General features: G+C 52.8%; 1 protein-coding gene. It reads left to right on the forward strand.

Features of this window, described 5'->3' with window-relative positions; genetic code table 11:
- Positions 1–217: 217 nt before the first annotated feature.
- Positions 218–1204 (forward strand): IS110 family transposase, encoded by a 987-nt coding sequence (locus ACH0WD_RS24420; protein WP_000337539.1) that lies wholly within the window; start codon positions 218–220, stop codon positions 1202–1204.
- Positions 1205–1223: the final 19 nt, after the last annotated feature.

A 1223-nucleotide genomic window follows, 5' to 3' on the forward strand; every position in this document is an offset into this window, starting at 1 on the left:
TATCCGGCCTTGTATCCTGAACAGATAGCTGATTAGCTGTCAGCTATCTGAAACGGGAGAAGCTTGTATCCGGCCTGAAGACTCTGAGCTTCCGATGTAGCTTAAGCCTCCCGTTTCACCTTTCACGCCACTCAAAATCCGAACGGTAACCAGAAGCGTTGACTTCGTATGTACAAGGCTGGAATGGCGTGTTGGCTCAGGTGAAAGGAGGTGTTCTGTGTGTACTCTCGGTATTGATGTCAGTAAAAATAAAATCGATCTTTGTCTGCTTACTGCCGGCCCCGGCGGTAAAAAAAAGCACAAGGTTCTGACTAACGAACCCGCCGTTGCCCGTAAAGTTGTCGACTGGCTGAACGCACAAAAATGTGTTCCTGAAAGCGTGACTGTCGTACTGGAAGCGACGGGTATTTACCATGAAAATCTGGCGTATGGCCTGCATGAGGCCGGTGTCAGCGTCTGCATGGCCAACCCCTGTCGTGTCCGCGAATTTGCCCACGGGATGGATATCCTCAACAAGAATGATGCTGTCGATGCCTTCGTGCTGGCCTGTTATGGCGAACTGAAGTCCCCGGCTGTCTGGGTTCCTCCTTCGCCTGAAGTACGTAAGCTGAGGGCATTGCTGCGCCAGCGGGATGCGCTGAGAGAGGATGTACAGCGTACGGTGAACCGGCTGGAAAAAGCGAATTCCACATCCACACCACAGGAGGTCATCCGTTCACTTGAGCGAACAAAGAGCTGGCTGAACGAGGAACTGGCCCGGATAGAGAAGCTGATAACCGATCATACGGATAACGATCCGGGGCTGAAGGCTGATCTCGATTTACTGAAATCAATCAAGGGAGTGAAAGATCAGGTCGGGCGGGAGATGCTGGCGTTGCTGAAAGACGGAATGTTCAAAAGCGCCTCACAGGTAGCGGCCTATCTGGGACTGACACCGGTAGAGAAAACGTCGGGGAGTTCAGTGCGTGGCAGACCACATATGTCAAAAACAGGGCCGTCAGGAGTGCGGGCTAAGCTGTATGTTGCAGCGCTGACCGCGAGCCGCTGGAACAAACAGGCGAAGGCTATCTATGAAAGGCTGGTCGCAAAGGGCAAGGCGAAGAAAGCCGCGCTGGGAGCTGTGATGCGCAAACTGGTACATTTATGCTTCGGCGTGTTGAAAACGCGGCTTCCGTGGGATGAAAATTATGTAGCTACCGCTTGACGTTCAAGACGGTAGCTAC

This window comes from Salmonella sp. 2020_1395 (genome assembly GCF_043848115.1).
Lineage (GTDB): Bacteria > Pseudomonadota > Gammaproteobacteria > Enterobacterales > Enterobacteriaceae > Salmonella > Salmonella enterica.